The sequence below is a fragment of the Psychrobacter sp. C 20.9 genome, from assembly GCF_001921765.1.
Classification (GTDB): Bacteria; Pseudomonadota; Gammaproteobacteria; order Pseudomonadales; family Moraxellaceae; genus Psychrobacter; species Psychrobacter piscatorii_B.
In genome coordinates this window covers 87681-109993 of sequence record NZ_MRYC01000003.1, presented here as the reverse complement: position 1 = coordinate 109993, position 22313 = coordinate 87681, and the positions used below count along the sequence as shown (strand labels likewise).

Below are 22313 nucleotides of genomic sequence, written 5' to 3'. Positions count from 1 at the left end.
GCCAATGCTACTCTGAAGCGCGCGGTGGCTCATTGGTATCGGTCAGGTTTGGAGTTGCCTTTGTTAATTTGTCATTATCACCGTATATATCGTCATTATCACCAATCACAATGTGTTTATCGACCAGATAGATTAAGATCAAAATTGGCATACCAATCGCAAAGGTGAAAATAAAGAAAAATGGATAGCCCATATTGTCAACGATAGCTCCAGAGTAGCCACCCATCACCTTAGGTAGCAACGTCATTAATGAGGAGAAAATAGCATACTGTACCGCGGTAAAACGAATCGAGGTCAAGGCAGACAAGAACGCGATGAATACAGCGCTGGCAAGGCCTGCCGCCAGATTATCAAAAATCACAGCCATATACATATGCGGCAAGCTACCAGGATGGTAAGTGAGCAGGACGAATAATAAATTCGTCACACAAGCCAAGATGGCACCGACCATCATCGCCTGCATCATACGCAGTTTTTGAGCCAAAATACCACCCAAAAAGCCACCTGCAATAACCATGATGACACCAACCAGTTTCACTGCATTGGCAATATCCGTTTTACTGAATCCCATGTCTTGATAAAAGACGTTCGAGATGACCCCTGCGACGATATCAGAAATCCGGTATAACCCAATCAAGGCCAGTAGCAATAATGCTTTTTTGCCATAACGACGGAAAAAATCAACGACTGGTTCAACCCAAGTGGTATAAGCCATTTCTTGTTTGACCACGCCCACTTTGACAGACAGGTAACCCACAACCGATGCCACCAGTAAGCTGGTTAACAGATGGACAACTTCAAATAAAAAAGCAAACATCACACTGTCTGTCTCTGGCAGTAACGCACCAACATTGACAAAAGCGATGATAAAAGCGGCGACCGACAATACAAACACCAGTACCAAACGAGCATAGTCAGAGGCGGGACGATCAATACGTATCTGCTCACTCACAGGCTCCCGAATTATCAACGTGGTCACCACACCTACGCCCATCACCGCTGCCATGATCCAGTAGGTGTTGCGCCACGCTTCGTAACTATAAAGCTCTTCGGTCGAACCAAAATAATCTGCTAAATAGAGCGCACCTGCGCCTGCAAAAATCATCCCTAAACGGTAGCCTGCGGTATACATTGCCGACAATACTGACTGAAAACTCGCAGGGGCAAGCTCAATACGATAGGCATCGACCACGATATCTTGCGTGGCGGACGAAAAGCCCAATAGCACGGCTGCCATGGCCATATAGTGCAAACTGCTCTCATCCGTCGGGTTGATGCTGGCCATCATATAAATCGCCAAAATAATTAAGAGCTGTGCAATCAAAATCCAACTACGACGGCGGCCCAGCAATCTAGTCAATATGGGTAGCGGCACCGCATCTACTAGGGGCGCCCAAATGAACTTGAACGAATATCCCAATGCCGCCCAACTAAAGGTCGTCACTACACTACGATCAAACCCTGCCTCACGCAGCCATAACGATAGGCTGGAGAAAATAAGCAAAATAGGAATACCAGCTGCAAAACCCAAAAACAGCATGATCATAGCACGCCGATCAAGATAGGCTTTCGCCGCCTCGCCCCATGATTTTTTGGCGATGGGAGGTTTGGGTGGTACAGATTTGACAGCAGACATAATAACTCACCAACAATTGAGACAAATAACACAACTGCGCACAATTTTTATCAATCTTTAGAATCAGTTATCCATCAAGAGATCGATAAAAATTGCTTTACGTTGCACCAATGCGTTTATTACAACAAAATTCAGTTATGGTACTTGAGAACCGCTACCTTGACTAGATGTTTTTGCATTAACTCATTGATTCTGGCACTTTCATAACGGCTTATATTTCGCTGCAGTAACGAAGATTATAGCAATCTTTCACTATGGTTAAACCAGTCCTTAGTTTTCTTACTACTTACTCTCATCAAAGATGTCTAACAACGCTTTCATTTATCGGTAATATGTAGATAGAGGTAGGATCAATACAAACTTGATCGGCTTATTACTGTCCTACCTAGTAGCAAGAGCAATGACCTTAATAGCAAGCTGGATGAGGTACTACACCAAGAATTAATGATTAATAATTTAAAACATATAATTTTTATATATTAGTTTTATAAATAAACAGTACTTCGTTATGCTCTCTATATCAACAATGATTATCTTAATTGACGGTTTGTTCTTTCTATTACCATAGCCTAGGAGTTTTGCCATGTCCGATTCTACCAACACCCCAACCGACAAAAACACCACGCAAGATACTGCCGGTTGCTCGATAAACCACCAAGGTAACAGCGACACCGCAACCAATACAACTTATGATCAAGGTGATGATAAGGGACCGACGATTCATAGTGAAAACGTTGATCAAACACACGCACCGCAGCGTCCTAGCATGGGCGGCTGTCCCGTCATGCATCAAGCGCATACTACCACCGCCTCTGCTGCGACTGACTGGTGGCCGAATAGCTTGAACCTAGACATATTGCATCAGCAAGACAAAAAGACTGATCCAATGGGAGCAGACTTTGATTATGCTAAAGCTTTCAAACAACTTAATCTAGAAGCCGTCAAAACCGATTTGAAAAACCTCATGACCGAATCACAAGAGTGGTGGCCAGCAGATTGGGGTCATTATGGTGGCTTGATGATTCGTATGGCGTGGCATTCAGCGGGTACATATCGCGGTGCCGATGGTCGCGGCGGTTCTAATACTGGTAATCAACGCTTTGCGCCACTAAATAGCTGGCCGGATAACGCCAACCTAGACAAAGCGCGCCGCCTACTATGGCCCATCAAGAAAAAGTACGGCAACAAACTGTCATGGGCTGATTTGATGATTTTGGCAGGCAACATGGCTTATGAGTCTATGGGCTTTAAAACGCTAGGCTTTGCTGGTGGTCGTGCTGATATTTGGCATCCAGAAAAAGACATCTACTGGGGTTCTGAACGCGAATGGCTGGCACCGACCGAAAACCGTTACGATAGCGATAAAGACCGTGCATCCCTCGAAAACCCACTAGCAGCGGTACAAATGGGCTTAATCTATGTCAACCCTGAGGGCATCGACGGCAACCCTGACCCATTGAAAACCGCTCAAGATATGCGTACGACGTTTGCGCGTATGTCAATGAATGATGAAGAAACGGTTGCCTTGACCGCGGGTGGTCATACCGTTGGTAAGTGTCACGGTAATGGCGATGCGACCACACTAGAAGACGAGCCAGAAGCGGCGGATGTCAAAGAGCAAGGCCTAGGCTGGCGCAATCCTAAAGGTAATGGCAATGCAGGTGATACCGTCTCAAGTGGTATTGAAGGCGCGTGGACAACCAATCCAACCCAATGGGATCATGGCTATTTTGAATTACTATTGAATCACAACTGGGCATTAACCAAAAGTCCAGCAGGTGCATGGCAGTGGGAGCCGACTGATATAAAAGAAGAAGACCGTCCATTAGACGCTCATGATCCAAGTGTCCGCCGTAATCCGATCATGACTGATGCTGACATGGCATTGATCAAAGATCCTGTTTATCGCGAGATTTCAGAGAAATTCCATAACGACCCAGCGTATTTTGATGAGGTGTTTGCCAAAGCATGGTTCAAGCTAACTCACCGCGATCTAGGGCCTAAATCTCGTTACTTAGGGGCAGATGTACCGAGTGAAGACTTTATCTGGCAGGATCCTATTCCAGCAGGCAATGCAGACTTGAATGCTGATGACATTGCGACGCTAAAATCGCAAATATTGGGCAGTGATTTGAGTCGCCGTGAGTTGATCGTTACGGCATGGGACAGCGCACGTACATTCCGCGCATCAGACTATCGCGGCGGTGCAAATGGCGCACGTATCCGCTTAGCCCCGCAAAAGGACTGGGCAGGCAATGAGCCAGTGCAGCTGCAACGCGTGCTTGAGGCGTTAACCCGCATTCAGTCTGACTTTGATAAAGACGTGAGCTTGGCCGATTTGATTGTGCTTGCTGGTAATACTGCTATTGAGCAGGCAGCAAACGATGCAGGCACAGAGGTTACGGTACCATTTACCGCAGGTCGCGGTGATGCAGAAGCGGCAATGACCGATACCGAATCTTTTGCAGACTTAGAGCCTTTGCATGACGGCTATCGCAACTGGGTCAAAGAAGACTATGCGGTCTCTCCTGAAGAGATGCTGCTCGATCGCACGCAGCTAATGGGATTGACAGCGCCTGAGATGGTAGTATTGATTGGCGGTATGCGCGTCCTTGATACCAACCATGGTCAAAGCCAACAAGGCGTCTTCACTGACCGTGCTGGAGTCTTGACCAATGACTTCTTTGTCAACTTGACCGACATGAACTACACGTGGCATCCCATGAAAACAGGTGACGAGCCAAGCAACACGGTCAATAGTTACGAAATACGTGAGCGCAGTACTGGTAATACCAAATGGCAAGCCAGCCGTGTGGATTTGGTATTTGGCTCAAACTCTATCTTGCGTGCTTATGCTGAGCTATATGCGCAGGACGATAACTTAGAGAAATTCGTTCGTGATTTCGTTAGCGCTTGGAGTAAAGTCATGAATGCGGATCGTTATGACGTTGCTGAGTAAGCGTTATTGATTAGATTAATGAACAGTGAGTAAGTCTATCAATCATGAACAGCTATCTTTTAGAAGGTAGCTGTTTTTTTATGCCTAAAATTTAGATATTCAACAGTCTTAAATATTCTGAGTTACACACCCCATCTAAATAAAACAAACGACTAACTATAAGAAATACCGTAAAAGCAAGAGGACTATAAAAAACCTATATTCATAATTATCATAAATTGATAGCTATTTATTATATACAAGAATAATAGCTTTGTTTTACACTACGCTCTTATGGCACATTTGTAAGTTTTTACTTTCATATACAAATCTTTCAAATATAGGTAAGGTTTGTATTGTTACACAATAGGATTCAGTGATGGCAATCGATGTAGTGGTCAATCAGCGACATTTGCAAATTCAGCTCAAACAGTTGGAAACAGTCTGGCATACGGTGATCAATGGCTATAACTTAAGTCAAGCAGCGACTGTACTGCACACCAGCCAATCGAGCTTGTCAAAGCATATCGCGGCACTTGAAAACCAACTGAAGACCGAAGTATTTATTCGTCAAGGAAAGCGTCTGACAGGGCTGACCACCATGGGTACGGCGCTCATGCCACATATCGAATCTATCTTTGCCGAGATTCGTACCATTGAAAATCTAAGCCTTGATTTTAATAATCCTAATATCGGCACATTGACCATTGCGACGACCCACACGCAGGCACGCTATGTGTTGCCGAAAGTGGTTAAAGAATTTAAAGAGCGATTTCCAAAAGTCAATTTGATCTTGCAACAGGCCGATCCTGAGACCATCGCGCAGATGGTCATTCGTGGTCAGGCTGATATCGGTATCGCAACGGAGTCTTTGCTACACAACAACTATCTTAGATGCTACCGCTATTACGACTGGACGCATCGCGTCATCGTGCCAAGCGATCACGAACTTGCCAAGCAAGATTCTATCGACTTGCCTACCCTCGCAAGCTATCCCATTGTGACTTATCACGGCGGCTTTACTGGACGCGGCGCGATTGATAATACCTTTGAGGCCGCAGGTTTGGAGCCAGATATTGTGTTAGCAGCACTTGATGCGGATGTGATTAGCACCTATGTAGGACTTGGCTTAGGCATTGGTATCATTGCCGAGATGGCCTTTGAACCAAGTCACTATCAGAACTTGACCGCGATTCCAGTCGATCACTTCGGGCGTTTCACCAGTTGGATGGCGGTGCGTGATGATGCGGAAATCCGCCAATACGGTCGTGCCTTTATGGAGCTTTGTCAGAAGCAATTCGACAACTAAAACAAAGGGTCTAAACCGCTGGTCTTATCTTACCCCACCTTTACCGAGCTTATGTATAAGTGATAAAATACAGTCTCAAACGTTATTCAACGTTTGATTTCGTTTTTATTTCTGCATGTATTGCTGGACGCCTAGATATTGATTTGTACTGGGTGTCGACCACTGCATGTCCATTTGCTTCTATGTAACAGGTGATACCGCTCATGGAAAAACTCGTAGCGATCATTATGGCAGTTTTTGCCGTCCCCTTGATTATTGGCGGCGCTTATCTGCTCTCTTTAGGCGGTAGTCCTTACTATCTTTTTGCTGGCGCAGCGATGCTTGCGACCGCTTTTTTGTTGTTCAAAAAACATTGGAGTGCTTACGGCCTCTACGCTCTTTTCATCGTCATAACGATGGTTTGGGCACTGTGGGAATCTGGATTTTATTGGTGGGCGCTGGCAACTCGCTTGGGTTTCCCACTAATCTTTGGTTTATTAATGCTTTTACCGTGGGTCTCTAAGAAAATGCAAGGGAAACACGCTCAAGTAACAACCACAAACAACGTTAAGAAAAGTCCTCTTTATTATTGGGGACTAATGGCCAGTGTGGTTGTGGGCGCACTGCTCTCTTTCGGTAGTATGGCCAATAATGCCACCGACAAATTGGGCGAGCTCGATTTAACTGCCAAAGATGACGGCGATCAAAACACCACTTCTACCAACCTTGGCGACCCATTATCAAATGGCGAGCAAACACCAGATGGCGAATGGAGCGCGTATGGTCGTACTGATTATGGACAACGCTACTCTCCTCTGGCTCAGATCAACACTGATAATGTCAAAGATTTAGAACTCGCTTGGCAAATCCAAACCGGTGATGTCAAAGGTCCTAATGATGTTGGCGAAACCACTTATCAAGCAACACCATTAAAAATCGGCAACGCCTTGTATATGTGTACGCCGCATAACTGGGTATTGGCATTAGATGCCGACTCTGGTGAGACACTGTGGAAGTTTGATCCTAAGGTTGGCGAAAACCTCCAACGTCAGCATCAAACCTGTCGCGGTGTCTCTTATTACGCTGGTCAAGCTGGTACAAACAGCACTACGCCAGCAGCTAATGCTAATACCGAGACAGCTAGCAATAGCGCCGTCAGTGACACCACTGATAATAACGTAGTAGCGGCTAATAAACCGGCTGCGACTAGCGATACAATGGTACAAAAAATCGCGGGTAATACCTTTGAAAACGCATCTAAGCAATGTGATGCCAAGATATTTATCCCAACCTCTGATGCCAAGCTATATGCCCTCGATCCAAAAACGGGACAACGCTGTCAAGACTTTGGTGAAGATGGTGCATTAGACCTCATGCACAACATGCCGTTCCCGCAAGCAGGCTACTACTACTCAACGTCTGCACCCGTCGTAGCAGGTGGGGTTATTATTGTTGCTGGTGCCGTCAATGATAACTATGATGTGAACTCACCCTCTGGTGTGATCCGTGCTTATGACGTGAATACTGGCGAGCTTATGTGGAACTGGGATTCAGGCGATCCTGACAACACAGCACCTTTTGATGTCAATGATCCAACTCAAGTCTATCGCACCAGCTCGCCAAACTCATGGTCGACTGCCAGTGCTGATGAAGAGCTTGGCTTGGCCTACTTCCCAATGGGCAATCGCACGCCCGATCAGCTCGGTAGCTATCGTAATGCTGCTGAAGAAAAGTATGCAACCTCTGTGGTCGCACTAGATCTTAAAACAGGTGAAGCGCGCTGGGTACAGCAGTTTGTCCATCATGATCTTTGGGATATGGATACGCCTGCTCAGCCAACATTGCTTGACTTAAATACCGCTGATGGTGTCCAACCTGCGTTGGTTATACCGACCAAACAAGGCGATGTCTACGTCTTGAACCGTGCAACAGGCGAGCCTATTGTACCTATCAAAGAGCGTGATGCACCGCAAGGCTACCTCATTGCTGGTGAACATGCTGCTCCGACGCAACCTTATTCTGGCTTGAGCTTTGCGCCTGAGAAACTGACTGAAAAAGATATGTGGGGCGCAAGTCTCATCGATCAGATGATGTGCCGTATTGAGTTCAACAAACTCAACTACGACGGTCGCTACACGCCGCCATCAACCAACGGTACGTTAGTCTATCCTGGTAACTTTGGTACTTTTAACTGGGGCGGACTCGCTGTCGATCCTGAAAATGGCGTGATGTTCGGTATGCCAACTTACCTTGCCTTTACCTCAAAACTCATCCCTAAAGACACACTTGGCGATGTTGAGACCAATAAAGGTGAACAAGGTGTGAATGCCAATGAAGGCGCAGACTATGCGGTAGAGATGGGACCATTCTTATCACCACTTGGTGTACCTTGTCAGCAGCCACCATGGGGTACGATCGCAGGTGCTGATCTGGCCACAGGTGAGATTGCGTATCAACGCAAAAACGGTACTGTACAGGACTTATCTCCTATTCCAATCAAGTTTGAATTGGGGGTGCCTGGTATCGGCGGACCTATCATCACTAAAGGTGGCGTCGCATTCTTGTCAGCAGCAACAGAAAACAACTTCCGAGCTTATGATCTAAAGAATGGCGATGTGCTATGGAATGTTCGTATTCCAGCAGGTGGTCAGGCTACACCTATGACCTACTTGAACTCTAAAGGTGAGCAGATGGTGGTATTGGTAGCTGGTGGACATGGTTCAGTAGGTACGAAGATTGGTGATTATGTGGTCGCTTATAAGCTTGGCGATCAAGCCAAATAAGTGATTTAAAAAACTTACCATTTACATAATGTCATTTCAAAAAAGCAGGTAACTTCGGTTACCTGCTTTTTTATGTACTGACGCTTTTTATTATACGATTCTTTTTATGATGATAGACTTATTTATCAACGGATGCTGTTGCTCACCAAGTGCCTAAATCATCGATAATCTGTCTTTGTTATGATTTATTGCTACTCTGTAACACGGCTTGAAATCGGTAATGGTGACAAGCATATCAAGAGAAAATAATTAATCACTCTACTGGATAATTTATGAATAACAAAATCCCTTTATCTTTTTTAGATCTCGCACCAGTACCTGAAGGCAACACCATCGCTGAAGGTATTGCTCAAACGGTACAAACCGCGCAGCAAGCAGAGAAGTCTGGCTTAAACCGTTACTGGATGGCTGAACATCACAATATGCCAGGTATCGCTAGTGCAGCGACCTCAGTCCTACTGTCACATATCGGTAGCCAAACCGAGCGCATCCGTATTGGGGCAGGCGGTGTGATGCTACCAAATCATGCGCCTTTGGTAATTGCTGAGCAGTTTGGTACTTTGCAAGCATTATATGGCGACCGTGTTGACTTGGGTTTAGGACGCGCACCTGGCACTGATGGGGCGACGTTTCAGGCACTGCGCCGCCAAATGAAAGACGCCGAGCGTTTCCCGCAAGATGTCCAAGAACTGATGTACTTCTTGGGCAATGATACAGATGGCAGCCCTGTACAAGCATTTCCTGGTGCCAGATCAGGCGTCCCTATTTGGATATTGGGCTCGTCCCTTTTTGGTGCGACCTTAGCCGCACATTTAGGACTGCCCTATGTGTTTGCCTCACATTTTGCACCGCAAATGCTAGGACAAGCAATTAAAGCCTATCGTGAGCAGTTCAAACCGTCTGCCTATTTAGATAAGCCTTATGTCATGCTTGCTGCAAACTTGTTACTAGCTGACGACGATGAGACTGCTCAGTATCACTTTACCTCAGCACAGCAGAGTTTTGTACGCTTGCGCCGTGGTGAGACAGGTCAAATGCCAAAACCTACGCACGATATGGACAGCATCTGGAGCCAAGCAGAAAAAATGATGGTAGATAATGCGCTGTCAGTTTCATTTATTGGATCTGTCGAGACAGTCAAACCAAAATTGGCTGCGTTTTTGGCAACCCATCAACCAGATGAATTGATTGTAACCGCTAATGTACATAATCAAGCAGCGCGTATTCGTTCACTTGAACTTACACCGGAGCTAAACTTATTTACTTTACAATCAAATGAGACACTTGCATAATTATTGCCAAACCTTAACTGGATTTTTGGCATGGAAGCAACTGCGGTTATCGGTGCATCACTTATGATTGGCTCGTCGATATTTATGTATATCTTGGCATTTCTTGCAGTCATGGCTATCGGTGGGTATCTGACCTACCGTACCAGTCCTAAGCGTAAGCAACGTCGAGAAGAAAGGCGCAATCAAGACAATTTGAATTAATATAAAACAGCCCCTTTCTCTTTTTTGAAAAAGGGGCTTTTTTAATGCGGTAAAACGTATTAAGACTTAATATATTAAAAATGGTAGTATCTGTTAAAGTAAATGTAGTGAACCTTCTTCCTAGATTCTTTACTACATTAAGCCAAGCGCACGTAATGCTGCCGCACCGAATGCCATGCCAAACATACCAACCACCGTCGTAAACGCCAAGATATTGGCCGCCAATATGTCATTACCCCCCATCGCTTTTGCCATGACATAACTGGCCGCTGCGGCTGGTGATGCCACCATCAAAAATAGTACGCCCATATGGACGCCTGATAAACCAAATGCCAAGCCAATCGCAATGGCGATGATTGGCGCAATCACAATCCGACCAATACTTGCCTGCATAGATAACCCTGAGGCACTCAGCATCGATTTCAAATCAATACTAGCACCAGCGCAAATCAGTGCCAGTGGCAGTGCGACCGCCGCCAACAAATCACCAGTCGTGTGAATCACACCTGTGAGTGGTGGCAATGGCAATGCCTTATAAGCAAATGCTGATAGCAATGCCAAAATAAGTGGGTTGGTAAATACCTTTTTGATGATCATAATACTGCGACTGATCAAAGTATCATCCACACTTTTAGAGACACGACTTAACGTAATGACCGCTAAAATATTGAACAATATGGTGACTACGCCCATGTAAACGGCACCAATACTTAAACCACGCTCACCATAAGCATTGGCAACGGTTGCGAGGCCAATAATAGCCATGTTGCTACGGAAAATACCTTGTACGAACACGCCTTGGTCGGCAGGACGTTTGACGAAGCGTTTGGCATACAGCTCCGCCCCAAAGAACAGGACAAATGTCACCAAAATACCAACAAAAATTAGCTTAACTTGCTGACCATAATCAACATCGCTATCGACCACGCTAAAGAATAGCAAGCAAGGCAGGCAGTAGTTAAAAACAAAGCTGGATGCCTGGTCAATGAAACTTTGGCTCGCCTCGCCACGTCTTTGCATAAAAAACCCCAACCACATCAAAGCAAGGTTGGGGAATACAATAGTAATAGCAAAAACAATAGCATCAATCATAAATAGGCTCAATTCGGTGACAAGCCCATCATGATATGAGCATCAACAAGAAAATTTAATAAGTAATAATCAGATTTTACGACCTAGTATAGAGACAAAGCAGCAAGTAAGACAAGTTTGAATGAGACTTTATTTCGATAATAGAGTGGTTTTTCAATAAACAAAAGCCCGCAATAAAATATTATTACGGGCTTTTTATATCATAGATGCTTTGTTATAAAAGGCTTTAGCATACTACCGTTACGAGTCAAGCGCAGCCTTTTCTTTTTTATGTTTTTTAACCGTCATCGCCAATAACTGTATGGCCGCAGGTGTGACACCGCTGACACGTCCAGCTTGAGCTAGCGTCGCAGGACGAACTTGCGTGAGTTTTTGTACTATCTCGTTTGATAGCCCTGATACCACACTATAATCAAAATCTAGCGGTAGCGCCGTGTTTTCTAAGCGCTTCATTTGATCAATATCTTCTTGCTGACGATCGATATAGCCGGCGTACTTGACAGAAATCTCGATCTGCTCTCCTACTTGCGCATCAACGGTTGAGTCAGTAATAGCCGCGATATCAGCAAAATGTATTTGCGGACGCTTGAGCAAATCAAAGGCAGTCGATTCTTTAGAGAGTACCTCACCCGTCTGCTCAGTTACTTGCTTACCTAATGCGTTGGTAGGCGTGGCCCACATGTCTTTTAGGCGTGACGTTTCTGTTGAGATCGCTTCCATTTTTTCTTGGTAAGCCTGCCAGCGCACATCATCCACCAGTCCTAATTTACGACCCGTCTCAGTTAAGCGCTGATCGGCATTGTCTTCACGTAGCAATAAACGATATTCTGCACGGCTCGTAAACATACGATAAGGCTCGGTCGTACCATGGGTGATCAAATCATCCACAAGTACGCCAAGATACGCTTCATCACGGCGCGGCGTCCACGTGTCAAACTCGCTGTTGTTGGTCGTGACCAATGCGGCATTGGTCCCTGCTAGCAAACCCTGCACGCCCGCTTCTTCGTAGCCAGTCGTACCGTTAATTTGACCGGCAAAGTACAGACGATCAATCGATTTGGTCTCAAGCGTTGGCTTTAGGTTTTGTGGATCAAAATAATCATACTCGATGGCATAGCCTGGACGGGTAATATGCGCGTTCTCTAAGCCTTTCATACTGTGAATGAAGTCTAACTGCACATCAAATGGCAAGCTCGTTGAGATACCGTTTGGATACAGCTCATGCGTGGTCAAACCTTCTGGCTCAATAAAGATCTGATGGCTATCTTTATCCGCAAAACGATGAATTTTATCTTCGATAGACGGACAATAACGCGGGCCTACGCCTTCGATTTTGCCAGAGAACATTGGCGAGCGGTTAAGATTTTCACGGATGATGTCATGAGTACGCGCATTGGTATGTGTGATATAGCAGTTGACCTGCTCAGGATGCATAGAGACATCACCCATATAGCTCATGACAGGCAGCGGCGTATCACCTGGCTGTACCGTCATCACGCTAAAATCAACGCTACGGGCGTCGATACGTGCTGGCGTACCTGTTTTTAGGCGACCGACTGGTAGCTTAAGCTCACGCAAACGATCGGCGAGCTTGATAGAAGGCTGATCCCCTGCACGGCCACCATTTGAGTTTTCTAGACCAATATGAATGACGCCGCCCAAGAAAGTCCCTGAGGTTAATACGACTGTTTCGGTCTTAAAAATAATACCTGTAGAGGTCACAACAGCTGTCGCACGGCCATTCTCTACCAAGATATCATCAGCGGCTTGCTGAAATATATCTAGGTTTGGTTGATTCTCTAACGTATGACGAATAGCCGCTTTATACAAGATACGGTCTGCTTGCGCACGTGTGGCACGCACAGCAGCGCCTTTACGGCTGTTTAGTACACGAAACTGGATACCTGCTTTGTCCGTTGCTAGCGCCATCGCGCCGCCTAACGCGTCAATCTCACGCACTAAATGCGATTTACCGATACCGCCAATCGCGGGATTACAGCTCATCTGACCAAGCGTCTCGATATTATGGGTCAACAATAAGGTCTGAGCGCCCATACGTGCAGCCGCCAGAGCAGCTTCTGTACCAGCATGACCACCGCCGATTACTATCACGTCGTAATGTTTTGGGTATTGCATGTGTGCCTCACTTGACTCATAACGCTGCTGATTGACGTATCTTGTGTTCAAATAAGAAAACCATCAGCAAATAAACGTCAGTCGTATTTATAAAAAAGATAACGACTCAGATAAGTCGTTCATAATTGGTTGAATAACCCATCATTATAACAATTTTTTCACGCTTAAAAAACGCTAGGATAAAAACTATTATAATTAAGCGCAAAGATACTTACGCCAGCATCACTTTGGTTGTTAGCTTTTGAGTTCGTAATGATCTCTTAGTTATTACTGTTTCCACGGCTCAAGGGTACGATCTGATCCGATTGACCGCTAGACAGCATATGATGGCTACCATACCCTTCTGGGTTTATCTGTAGATAGGCATTCATTTGACCAATCGCCTCACCATCATCACTCGCTAAAATCTGCGCTTTGATAAGCTCAACTGGCGGTAATGGTAAGTTTTTGAGCAAGGCCAAGCGCTGATGGTTATCACCCTTGTTGACTACTAATTCGATAAGTTGACGAGCATCGATTGGCAAATCTGGCGTGTTTTGAGCCAACAATGCCAAGTGATAAGCACCTGCTGGATCTTGGTCCACAACAATGCGCTGTTCAATAGCGATATAGGTCGCTTCAGTTGCACCGCCCGCCACACTAAGCTGATGAATACACTTCAGTGCTGAGTATGATTCATTATTAGCAATCTCAATAATCCGCGTAGATTCGTTTTTTAAACGCTCACGACGCTTTTCAATCGCCGCCTGCTCAGCCGCTTCTCTCTGCTCATTTAACTGTTCACTGGTTTGGTTATTCATAAAGCTCTCTTAATTATCTGATAATTATTATTTATATCGCTGGTATCTTGGACACTATATGGGGGTAAATCCCATAAAAACAACGAAGCCTAATGACATAGGCGCGTGGAAATACTAGTAGGGACAAGAATAGATAGAGTATTAGTGACACTAATAGCAATAATAAAAAAACCCAAATAGCCATTAATGACTACTTGGGTTTGCTGTGCTCGTATCTTACAAAGGCTAATTGGACATTAAAGCCATCCAATTCACACTTTTAAGTATTAAGCAGCAGGGCTGTTTGCTTCGATCAATGGCTTTAGCTCGCCTGATTGATACATTTGCAAGATGATGTCTGATCCGCCCATCAACTCGCCATCAATCCATAATTGTGGGAACGTTGGCCAGTTCGCAATTTTTGGTAACGTTGCACGAATTTCTGGGTTTTCTAAAATGTTTACAAACGCAAATGGACGACCAATCTGAGTCAACACTTCGATAGAGCGCGCTGAAAAACCACACTGCGGAAATTGCGGTGTGCCTTTCATGTAGATAATGACTTTATTGTCACGGATTTGATCACGGATCAATTGTTCAACGTCGTTTGCAGCAGTGTTTGGGGTTTGCTCACTCATAAAAGCTCCTATTGATAAAGCGGTTCATTAAAATGATTATTTATATAAAAATAATTGTGTAAAGACGTGGCTGATACATGGGGCGACTGCCGCTGTATTACAAGCACGAATTTCGATCTATGTAGGTTCGATAGCGTTAGGGACTAATAATACCACGGCATTGGCCATGATGCCCTCTTGACGACCCGTAAATCCCAATTTTTCAGTCGTGGTGGCTTTTACACTGATATTGCTAATATCCGTTTGTAAGTCGCTCGCGATATTAGCGCGCATCGCTTTGTTGTGCGGTGCCAGCTTTGGACGTTCACACATCACCGTAATATCAGCATTGCCTAGACTATAACCAGCCTCTTGCACTTTACTATAAACATAACGCAGCAAAATCCTTGAATCCAATCCAGCATGTGCCGCATCGGTATCAGGAAAATGCTGCCCAATATCGCCAAGTGCAAGTGCGCCTAGCAGCGCATCAGCCAATGCATGCAAGACCACATCCCCATCAGAGTGTGCGAGCAAACTATGAGAATGCTCAATCGGCACGCCCGCTAGAATGACATATTGTTGCTGCTGACCATTATTATGAAAAGCATGAACATCGATACCTTGACCAATTTTTATCATTATTATTCCAAGATGCATTAAACGTGATTAAAATAATTCAAAACCACTATCTGAATTTTCAAAGTGGTTTTACGAGTAGCCAGACACCATCGGTCGCCACTAGTTTCAATTAACTGGTATAATATGACGTTTATTTTATCATAATACCAGATCCAAAAGACAAGCTGACGTTGTTCTGCTGACACTACGTATTGTAGTGACTGCATAATTTTTGGCGTCACTGTTTGCTTTGGATAACGTATAAATAGTTGAGCCGTTTTATGTCAGCCATACAAGATACTTCAAGCACACCCGTTTCTGAGTCTTTTAATGCTCATCGCCCTTTAACACTTGCTGATGTCGAAAATCCTAGCTCCAAGCATGTGATCGTCGGTATGTCAGGTGGGGTCGATTCTTCTGTATCAGCCGTATTACTTCAGCAGGCAGGCTTCAAGGTTGAAGGCCTGTTTATGAAGAACTGGGAAGAAGATGACGGCACCGAATACTGTACAGCAATGGATGACCTCGCAGACGCGCAAGCCGTATGTGACAAAATTGGCATGAAGCTGCACACGGCCAACTTTGCTATGGAATATTGGGATCGCGTATTCGAGCACTTTTTGGCAGAATATAAAGCCGGCCGCACCCCTAACCCTGATATTTTGTGCAACAAAGAAATTAAGTTTAAGGCGTTTTTGGACTACGCGTTGACGCTTGGTGCAGATTATATCGCGACCGGTCACTATACGCGCCGCAGTGTGAACTATATCAATGCCGAAGGTGACGAGGTTGCGCAGCTCTTACGCGGTCTTGATAATAATAAAGACCAAAGCTACTTTTTGCATGCGGTTGGCGGTGACAAAATCGCTAAAACGCTATTCCCCGTTGGCGAGCTTGAAAAGCCAGTGGTACGTCAAATCGCTGAACAGCATGACCTAGCGACGGCTAAGAAAAAAGACTCTACGGGTATTTGCTTTATTGGTGAGCGCCGTTTTAAAGATTTCCTACAACAGTACTTGCCTGCCCAAAAAGGCGAGATACTTACTGATGATAATAAAGTCATCGGTACTCATGATGGCCTCATGTACTACACATTGGGTCAGCGCGGCGGCATCGGCATTGGCGGTGTCAAAGACCGTCCCGAGGAGCCGTGGTTTGTCCTTGCTAAAGATTTAGAGAAAAATCGTTTAATCGTCGGTCAAGGGCATGAACATCCCATGCTCATGAGCAACGAGCTAAAAGCCTATAAACTCGATTGGATTGATGGTTTACCACCTGCGGATGTGTTTAGCGACGAAGGCTTAGCCTGTATGGCAAAGTCTCGCTATCGCCAGCCAGATCAAGCCTGCCGCGTATTTGCGACCAATGCTGATGGCAGCGAGGTGCGCGTGGTATTTGATGAGCCACAGCGCGCCGTCACCCCTGGTCAGTCAGCGGTATTTTATATCGATGAAGTATGTTTAGGCGGCGGCGTGATTGAATCTATCGATGCACCATGTGGATTTTAGAGAGGATTAATTTAGTTTTTGACAGCGGAAGTAGTAACCGTTACTGTACTGCTTGTCATACCCTCGTCTGTATTTGAATTAGTATCATCAACTGTATATATTTGATAAGTCAGCTGCGCAACAGGCTGCAGCTCTGATGTAAATTGATAAAAACGAATGTCATAACTGCCTTTAAGCCAGCCATCGTCTGGCTTAAAGCTAACCCAATTTTGATTGCTGTTAGCAACAATATCTTTTTTCTCAAACAGTAATACTTGTCCTGTCTGATTATTGACCCATTTCACAAACACAAAAGGACTGGCTGGCACTTTGCCTGCGGTATCAAGATGCGCAAATATAGTGGCATTTTTTTCTATTGTTGAGGTATCCATGGATACCGATGGCATCACAGGCGTTAGTGACAACTTAACATCACCGACGAGTGGCTGATTGTCATTTTTTTTGTACAATTCCTCAACTGCACGCTGCGCAAATTGACGTTTATCAGAGAGCGCCTCACCTGCACCTTGAGTCATGAATTTATCAATATATTGTTCCAACATATAGTCTGGCATTTTATTAACAATATCCATCGCTTGTTCTTCTGAGTAATCATGCATAGAACCTACTGGTTGCGATCCTATCGCTGGTATATTGCTACCATTTTGATGTTCAAGCGCTTGCAATTCTACAGGTACCATACTTTCTTTTTTCTCAAACCCTGAATCAGTATTATCTTGCAGCGATGATATAGGCTGCTGCCTGCCCTGCATAACTTGATCCATCTGTTGCTTAGTCATCAATAAGTAAGTGCCTAGACTACCAAGGATAAAAGAAATAAGGATGGATGAGAAAAATAAAGTTTTGTCTTTCATAGTTATATTCTAGAGATAAGATACTTGAGTAATAGAGTTTGGTTCAATAAGCGCTATTAATATGGACAGCCTTTACTTTTAAGATGTTTTCATTTTTTATGAAAAAAGCCATTTTTATCTTTAATAAAAACGGCTTTTTTATTTTAAAACACCTGTTTTAACCAGAGAGCCCACTCGTTGGAAACTGACTGCTCATAGGTTTACAAACATAATCATATTTACCATTAGCACTTTCTATATCGCGCTTAATCTCATCACCATCACCATCTTTCGTAGTTATGATACTAAAGTTTGCATAGCCACGAGGTGGCGTACCTACAATCTGACAGCTTAATGAGAATTTCTTACCATTGTTGATATTAGATTTCTTAACTAAACAACCTCTACCAATCTCATTGACTGTAATGGTATTGCCACTGATTGCACAATTTGATAAGCCTTGAAACTGAACAGGCTCAGAAGATCCATATGAACCACTGCTATCACTATCACCGCCGCAAGCGCTAAGCGCCAATGCCGAGCCTAACACTAGAACGCTAACGAACTTATTCATACTTTGACTTCCATTTAGTAAACTATTGACGACAAAAGAAACATTAAATCACTTTTACATTAGAAAAACAATACCGTTACAAATATAAATTATTGGTTTTTATAAAAAATATGTATATCACATTATTATTATTCCTCTAGCAATATCAACAATGCCCTGTTTGTCCTTTAGCCTTACCTTTTTATTCCCAGCAATAAACGCGAAATAGGGTAAACATTCACTTTTTTTATCAGTTTTTGCTATAATTGCGCCACCAAAATTTACTACTGTAGTAAGCATTCATTCACTTTCTGTTCACTCAAAGGCGATATCATGACCCCACTTACCGCACTCTCCCCAATCGATGGCCGTTATGCCAGCAAAGCTGATAGCTTACGTCCTTATTTATCTGAATTTGGTCTAATCAAAGCTCGCGTTACGGTAGAGATTCGCTGGTTGCAGTCTTTGGCTGACAACAGCGCAATTGGTGAATTAGCAGCATTTGATGACCAGACCAACGCTTTTTTGAATGCAATCGTTGATGATTTTAGCGAAGCAGATGCTCAAGCTATCAAAGATATCGAAGCGACGACCAATCATGATGTAAAAGCGGTTGAGTACTTTATCAAAGACAAGTTCCGTGGTCAGGATGCCTTGATTGACTCACTTGAGTTTATTCACTTTGCCTGTACCAGTGAAGACATCAATAACCTATCGTATGCGTTGATGCTCAAAGACAGCCGCGAGCTAGTCGTTGCCAAAATGCAGCAAGTGACTGATAGCATCGTTGACTTATCTATTGCTCACGCTGATCAGCCAATGTTATCACGCACACATGGTCAAACAGCCAGTCCAACGACACTTGGTAAAGAGATGGCAAACGTGGCCTACCGCCTAGCCCGTCAAATCAAGCAAATCAATCAAGTAGAGCTGTTAGGTAAAATCAACGGTGCAGTCGGTAATTATAATGCGCATTTTTCAGCGTATCCTGACGTCGACTGGCAGAGCCATGCTGAAGCATTTATCAATCAGCGTCTAGAGCTAACATTTAACCCTTATACCACTCAAATCGAGCCACACGACTATATCGCTGAGTTGTTTGATGCTGTTAAGCGCTTCAATACCATCTTGATCGATTTTAACCGTGATATTTGGCAATATATTAGCTTAGGCTATTTTAAACAGCGCCTAAAAGACGGTGAAGTTGGCTCTTCTACCATGCCGCATAAAGTTAATCCAATTGACTTTGAAAACTCTGAAGGTAACTTAGGCGTTGCCAATGCGATGCTGGCACATTTGGGTGAGAAGTTACCAATTTCACGTATGCAGCGTGACCTATCGGATTCAACGGTGTTGCGTAATATCGGTGTTGGTTTAGCACAGAGCATGATTGCGTTTGATGCGTGCCTAAAAGGCGTGGGTAAACTTGAGCTAAATGCGCAGCGTTTAAATGATGATTTGAATCAAGCGCAAGAAGTGTTGGCAGAGCCGATTCAAACGGTCATGCGTCGCTACCGCGTTGAAAACCCGTATGAAAAACTAAAAGCCTTGACTCGCGGTAATGCCATGACTCGTGAAGCCATGCTAACCTTTGTTGAAAGCGATGAGCTATCGGCTGTTAGCGATGCGGATAAAGAACGCCTACGTGCATTGACGCCTGCTACTTATATCGGTAATGCCGCTGAACAAGCACGCGCTATTAAAGAGTGGATTGCCAAGCTGTAATTTTAACGATTAATAGCAGCCATCGAGCACTATGCGTCAGGATAATAAGTCTGTGCTTGCTAGTACAATTGCGGTATTTGTCGTCATGGTACTGGCAAGCATTAACCCACTAGAGTGGTCGAACTACCTGTTACATCAACTCGGTACGCTACTTTTCTTGGCATTAATGCTAGGCGCTTATCGCTATAACTATGTTAGCTCACGCTCTTATGTGCTCGCATCACTATTTTTAGTCATTCACATCATAGGGGCGCGTTATCTATACTCTTACGTGCCCTACAATGATTGGACACAGCAACTATTCGGTATACGTTTAGACGAATTGTTTGGTTGGCAGCGCAATATGTACGATCGTCTTGTCCATTTTAGCTACGGGCTTTTACTGTTCCATGCGATGGTAGATGTCTCAAAATCTATCTTTAACGTTCAATCTGTCAAACTACTCATCGCACTTGCTCTCATGATTAATATGTCATCAAGTCTGCTCTACGAATTACTCGAATGGAGCATTGCAATGACGTTATCACCAGAAGCTGCTGAAGCGTATAACGGTCAGCAGGGTGATATATGGGACGCCCACAAAGATATGGCTTTAGCATTACTCGGTGGGCTAATTGCGGCAGGTATTATGCTATTTAAAACTCGTCAAAACCAAGTGGTATCTAATTAAGTGATTAATCGTCTTTTTTATCATCGTCGCTGTCGCCCGGTATGATGGCTTTACCAACAGCAACAGTGCCTTTGACCACACCTTTGGTGGTTTTGTAAGCGATTTTGGCAGGTACGGTGACAATTTTATGGACACAGGCTTGCAATAAAAACACGCTAGCGATAATGACGATAAAGTGCAATTTTTTCATAACTTTCCTACGATTCGGTGGCTGCTCTGATGATAGCCATCAGATAGAGGATCATCATAAACGATTAAAACCTTTCTATAAAGCCTCTCTTACTATCAATCTCATACGCATTTAAAATATGGACTTACCCATGACTTCTATTCCTCTTTGTCTACCCGACTCTATCACGCCTGAGCAGTTTTTGGCTGAATACTGGCAAAAGAAACCCTTACTTATCAAGCAAGGCTTACCACAATTGATCGACATGTTTGAGCCAGATGACATGATTGGTCTTGCCCTTGAAGAAGATGCTAGCGCAAGACTGCTGACCCAAGCAGCCAGCAAAAAAGAAGGTCAGGCACAGTGGCAACTTAAAAAAAGCCCTTTGAATGAAACGGACTTTGACAATCTGCCAGAACAATGGACTGTACTGGTGCAAAACCTAGAACAGTGGTCGCCAGAGCTCGGTCAGTTGTGGCAAGCGTTTGACTTTATTCCGCAGTGGCAGCGCGATGACATCATGGTTTCTTATGCGCCAGCAGGTGGATCGGTCGGTAAACATTATGACGACTACGATGTGTTTTTAGCACAAGGCTATGGTTCTAGGCGCTGGCAATTGGGTAAGTTTTGTGATGAGCAGACAGAGTTTGTCGCTGATGAGCCTTTACGCTTATTCGATGATATGGGAGAGCTTATCTTCGATGAGATACTAGAAGCGGGTGATGTGCTTTATGTACCACCAAAGCTGTCACACTTTGGGGTAGCACAAGATGACTGTCTGACTTTCTCTTTTGGCTGTCGTCGTCCAAACCTGATGCAAATCATCGACAGTGTGGCGGATATTGCAACCAATGACAGCCAGTTATTTATCCCGATGCTACTGCCACAAGCGTTGCAAAACTCAGGGGAGCTGCAAGCGGACAGCATCGCTGCGATCAAAGCGCAATTGCTAGAAATGCTGCAATCTGAGCGCGGTGACGAGATGATTCGTCAAGCTGTCTCTGAAGTGGTTGGTAAGCGTCAATATGATGCGCTGATGCCAGAGGAAACATTGGATACTGAAGCGCTCATGCAAGCATTGTCTGAGGGTGCGACACTACAAGCAGATTATAGCAATCGCCTACTCTATAACAAAACTGGTAATGGCATTGTGCTATATGCCAATGGGCAGCGTCTCGATGGACTTGATGATGCAGCAATAGCAGTGTTGGTACGTTTGGCTGATGGAGAGTCATTACAACATTATGATGTGAAGGATATCGATGCAGATGATTTAAGCGAATGGTTAGAGAACGGTTGGGTATGGATTGAAATGGCTGAATGAGACCGCGTCATTGTTTTCAGTTAAATCACGCAAATAAAAAAACCGCTATCTGATAATTACTCAGATAGCGGTTTTTTCTTATGCATATTATACAATTACTCGTTCAATACTCATGATGATGTATCAAACGCCGCTTAGTATTTATTAA

The 22313-nt window shown here is 44.4% G+C and carries 18 protein-coding genes; 9 read left to right on the top strand and 9 right to left on the bottom strand.

Features of this window, described 5'->3' with window-relative positions; genetic code table 11:
• Positions 1-7 precede the first annotated feature (7 nt).
• Entirely contained in the window at positions 8-1636 is a 1629-nt protein-coding gene (locus tag BTW00_RS02945) for an MFS transporter (RefSeq protein WP_075106149.1), read from the bottom strand.
• 766 nt (positions 1637-2402) lie between these two features.
• On the opposite strand from BTW00_RS02945, the gene katG reads away from it, so the two are divergent.
• The 5 genes from katG (at position 2403) to BTW00_RS14030 (ending at position 10138) form a co-directional block, all read left to right on the top strand.
• Entirely contained in the window at positions 2403-4595 is a 2193-nt protein-coding gene (katG, locus tag BTW00_RS02940) for a catalase/peroxidase HPI (protein ID WP_075106224.1), read from the top strand.
• 358 nt (positions 4596-4953) lie between these two features.
• Positions 4954-5883: a LysR substrate-binding domain-containing protein gene (locus BTW00_RS02935; protein ID WP_075106148.1), complete on the top strand. Its 930-nt coding sequence runs from the start codon at positions 4954-4956 to the stop codon at positions 5881-5883.
• 203 nt (positions 5884-6086) lie between these two features.
• Complete coding sequence (locus BTW00_RS02930; RefSeq protein ID WP_075106147.1) at positions 6087-8645, top strand: membrane-bound PQQ-dependent dehydrogenase, glucose/quinate/shikimate family; 2559 nt, start codon at positions 6087-6089, stop codon at positions 8643-8645.
• A 272-nt stretch (positions 8646-8917) separates the two neighbouring features.
• Entirely contained in the window at positions 8918-9937 is a 1020-nt protein-coding gene (locus BTW00_RS02925) for an LLM class flavin-dependent oxidoreductase (protein ID WP_058023885.1), read from the top strand.
• A 30-nt stretch (positions 9938-9967) separates the two neighbouring features.
• Positions 9968-10138: a hypothetical protein gene (locus tag BTW00_RS14030; RefSeq protein ID WP_178379241.1), complete on the top strand. Its 171-nt coding sequence runs from the start codon at positions 9968-9970 to the stop codon at positions 10136-10138.
• Between the two features lie 132 nt (positions 10139-10270).
• Here the strand turns inward: BTW00_RS14030 and BTW00_RS02920 are convergent, their stop codons facing one another.
• The 5 genes from BTW00_RS02920 to ispF all read right to left on the bottom strand — a co-directional run bounded on the left by BTW00_RS02920 (position 10271) and on the right by ispF (position 15404).
• On the bottom strand, positions 10271-11230 hold the full coding sequence (locus BTW00_RS02920) for an AEC family transporter (protein ID WP_058023886.1): 960 nt from the start codon (positions 11228-11230) through the stop codon (positions 10271-10273).
• Positions 11231-11470: 240 nt separating this feature from the next.
• Positions 11471-13366, bottom strand: coding sequence for a tRNA uridine-5-carboxymethylaminomethyl(34) synthesis enzyme MnmG (gene mnmG, locus BTW00_RS02915; RefSeq protein WP_075106146.1), 1896 nt, complete (start codon positions 13364-13366; stop codon positions 11471-11473).
• Positions 13367-13626: 260 nt separating this feature from the next.
• Positions 13627-14166, bottom strand: a complete 540-nt coding sequence (locus tag BTW00_RS02910) for a hypothetical protein (protein WP_075106145.1) — start codon at positions 14164-14166, stop codon at positions 13627-13629.
• 266 nt (positions 14167-14432) lie between these two features.
• A complete protein-coding gene (gene grxD, locus BTW00_RS02905) occupies positions 14433-14783 on the bottom strand; it encodes a Grx4 family monothiol glutaredoxin (protein WP_075106144.1) in 351 nt (116 codons plus the stop codon).
• Positions 14784-14900: 117 nt separating this feature from the next.
• Positions 14901-15404 (bottom strand): 2-C-methyl-D-erythritol 2,4-cyclodiphosphate synthase, encoded by a 504-nt coding sequence (gene ispF / locus BTW00_RS02900; RefSeq protein WP_075106143.1) that lies wholly within the window; start codon positions 15402-15404, stop codon positions 14901-14903.
• A 260-nt stretch (positions 15405-15664) separates the two neighbouring features.
• On the opposite strand from ispF, the gene mnmA reads away from it, so the two are divergent.
• Entirely contained in the window at positions 15665-16891 is a 1227-nt protein-coding gene (gene mnmA / locus BTW00_RS02895; RefSeq protein ID WP_075106142.1) for a tRNA 2-thiouridine(34) synthase MnmA, read from the top strand.
• Positions 16892-16902: 11 nt separating this feature from the next.
• Here mnmA and BTW00_RS02890 read toward each other — a convergent pair whose 3' ends face one another.
• Both BTW00_RS02890 and BTW00_RS02885 read right to left on the bottom strand, forming a co-directional pair.
• Positions 16903-17745, bottom strand: a complete 843-nt coding sequence (locus tag BTW00_RS02890) for a hypothetical protein (protein ID WP_075106141.1) — start codon at positions 17743-17745, stop codon at positions 16903-16905.
• Positions 17746-17902: 157 nt separating this feature from the next.
• Positions 17903-18298 carry a hypothetical protein gene (locus tag BTW00_RS02885; protein WP_075106140.1) on the bottom strand — a complete coding sequence of 132 codons (396 nt, stop codon included), beginning with the start codon at positions 18296-18298 and terminating at the stop codon, positions 17903-17905.
• Positions 18299-18610: 312 nt separating this feature from the next.
• Between BTW00_RS02885 and purB the strand changes: the two genes are divergently transcribed.
• On the top strand, positions 18611-20002 hold the full coding sequence (purB, locus tag BTW00_RS02880) for an adenylosuccinate lyase (RefSeq protein WP_057759636.1): 1392 nt from the start codon (positions 18611-18613) through the stop codon (positions 20000-20002).
• Positions 20003-20033: 31 nt separating this feature from the next.
• Positions 20034-20672, top strand: coding sequence for a DUF2238 domain-containing protein (locus BTW00_RS02875; protein WP_075106139.1), 639 nt, complete (start codon positions 20034-20036; stop codon positions 20670-20672).
• A gap of 4 nt (positions 20673-20676) precedes the next feature.
• Here BTW00_RS02875 and BTW00_RS02870 read toward each other — a convergent pair whose 3' ends face one another.
• Positions 20677-20862, bottom strand: coding sequence for an NF038104 family lipoprotein (locus BTW00_RS02870; RefSeq protein WP_058025337.1), 186 nt, complete (start codon positions 20860-20862; stop codon positions 20677-20679).
• A gap of 130 nt (positions 20863-20992) precedes the next feature.
• On the opposite strand from BTW00_RS02870, the gene BTW00_RS02865 reads away from it, so the two are divergent.
• A complete protein-coding gene (locus tag BTW00_RS02865) occupies positions 20993-22165 on the top strand; it encodes a cupin domain-containing protein (protein ID WP_075106138.1) in 1173 nt (390 codons plus the stop codon).
• Positions 22166-22313: the final 148 nt, after the last annotated feature.

What these genes read in the sequence shown, in the direction of transcription:
- BTW00_RS02945 (WP_075106149.1), bottom strand. Translation starts at nt 1,636, where the DNA reads ATGTCTGCTGTCAAATCTGTACCACCCAAACCTCCCATCGCCAAAAAA.
- katG (WP_075106224.1), top strand. Translation starts at nt 2,403, where the DNA reads ATGGGCGGCTGTCCCGTCATGCATCAAGCGCATACTACCACCGCCTCT.
- BTW00_RS02935 (WP_075106148.1), top strand. Translation starts at nt 4,954, where the DNA reads ATGGCAATCGATGTAGTGGTCAATCAGCGACATTTGCAAATTCAGCTC.
- BTW00_RS02930 (WP_075106147.1), top strand. Translation starts at nt 6,087, where the DNA reads ATGGAAAAACTCGTAGCGATCATTATGGCAGTTTTTGCCGTCCCCTTG.
- BTW00_RS02925 (WP_058023885.1), top strand. Translation starts at nt 8,918, where the DNA reads ATGAATAACAAAATCCCTTTATCTTTTTTAGATCTCGCACCAGTACCT.
- BTW00_RS14030 (WP_178379241.1), top strand. Translation starts at nt 9,968, where the DNA reads ATGGAAGCAACTGCGGTTATCGGTGCATCACTTATGATTGGCTCGTCG.
- BTW00_RS02920 (WP_058023886.1), bottom strand. Translation starts at nt 11,230, where the DNA reads ATGATTGATGCTATTGTTTTTGCTATTACTATTGTATTCCCCAACCTT.
- mnmG (WP_075106146.1), bottom strand. Translation starts at nt 13,366, where the DNA reads ATGCAATACCCAAAACATTACGACGTGATAGTAATCGGCGGTGGTCAT.
- BTW00_RS02910 (WP_075106145.1), bottom strand. Translation starts at nt 14,166, where the DNA reads ATGAATAACCAAACCAGTGAACAGTTAAATGAGCAGAGAGAAGCGGCT.
- grxD (WP_075106144.1), bottom strand. Translation starts at nt 14,783, where the DNA reads ATGAGTGAGCAAACCCCAAACACTGCTGCAAACGACGTTGAACAATTG.
- ispF (WP_075106143.1), bottom strand. Translation starts at nt 15,404, where the DNA reads ATGATAAAAATTGGTCAAGGTATCGATGTTCATGCTTTTCATAATAAT.
- mnmA (WP_075106142.1), top strand. Translation starts at nt 15,665, where the DNA reads ATGTCAGCCATACAAGATACTTCAAGCACACCCGTTTCTGAGTCTTTT.
- BTW00_RS02890 (WP_075106141.1), bottom strand. Translation starts at nt 17,745, where the DNA reads ATGAAAGACAAAACTTTATTTTTCTCATCCATCCTTATTTCTTTTATC.
- BTW00_RS02885 (WP_075106140.1), bottom strand. Translation starts at nt 18,298, where the DNA reads ATGAATAAGTTCGTTAGCGTTCTAGTGTTAGGCTCGGCATTGGCGCTT.
- purB (WP_057759636.1), top strand. Translation starts at nt 18,611, where the DNA reads ATGACCCCACTTACCGCACTCTCCCCAATCGATGGCCGTTATGCCAGC.
- BTW00_RS02875 (WP_075106139.1), top strand. Translation starts at nt 20,034, where the DNA reads ATGCGTCAGGATAATAAGTCTGTGCTTGCTAGTACAATTGCGGTATTT.
- BTW00_RS02870 (WP_058025337.1), bottom strand. Translation starts at nt 20,862, where the DNA reads ATGAAAAAATTGCACTTTATCGTCATTATCGCTAGCGTGTTTTTATTG.
- BTW00_RS02865 (WP_075106138.1), top strand. Translation starts at nt 20,993, where the DNA reads ATGACTTCTATTCCTCTTTGTCTACCCGACTCTATCACGCCTGAGCAG.